This window comes from Aequorivita lipolytica (assembly GCF_007997135.1).
GTDB classification, from domain to species: Bacteria; Bacteroidota; Bacteroidia; order Flavobacteriales; family Flavobacteriaceae; genus Aequorivita; species Aequorivita lipolytica.
Genome location: NZ_VORU01000042.1, coordinates 1 through 767 on the forward strand (window position 1 = coordinate 1; position 767 = coordinate 767).

Consider the following 767-nt stretch of genomic DNA (forward strand, 5'->3'; position numbering starts at 1 on the left):
AACGTTTAGTATAACCGCAGTTACGGGATTAAATTTAATGTTTTTCGGAAAAGCACTCACGTTAGCAATTACTCGTGGATTCGGACGCAGTCGAATCCGCCGTAATTGCGGTTATACATTGTTAGCAGCTGCCTTTTCTCATTTTGATAAAAAATAATTTTGGTATTCGTTATCCATTCCTATTGGTCTAATCTTTTCTAATTTTTTATCAATTATCCACTTTTCACTTTCAAATACTCTAATATGCTCAAATTGGACATCAAAATAATTAGTATTGGTTCCTTTTAAAAAGTAAGTTGGGGATTTTAAACCTTTGGAGTCAATTATATAAAAGCTCTTTAATTCGTTAATTCTACTTCTTGACCTAGAGATCTGGTTTTTAGAAATTATTGTGTCATTGGATTTTGTAATCAAATATAATTGGTAATTAAAAGAATAACCATCTTTAAGAGTTACTTGAAATTTTTTATTTCTGAAATTACCTTTTAAATTTTCTTGAACAATTATTTTATCTCTTTGAGGAAAACTGTTTAGAATCAAACTATCTCCAGCGACTACATAGTTTCCAATTATTTCTTGTCTGATAAAATGCATCATAAAATTATACTTAAATGTATAATTATCATTTAATTGTAAAGTCTCAGAAAAATGTTCTCTTGAGTAAGAATATATTCCCGTCACTTTATCTTGTCCATAGCAACTAATTGTAATAAAAATTAAAATTGTCAGTATAGTTTTCATTTTTTTTAGGTTGCTGCTAACGTTTA

The 767-nt window shown here is 28.2% G+C and carries 1 protein-coding gene; it reads right to left on the bottom strand.

The features are described from left to right. Nucleotides 1-138 precede the first annotated feature (138 nt). Nucleotides 139-767: hypothetical protein (locus ESV24_RS15195; protein WP_211359051.1), on the bottom strand; the 629-nt coding region annotated here is incomplete at its 5' end.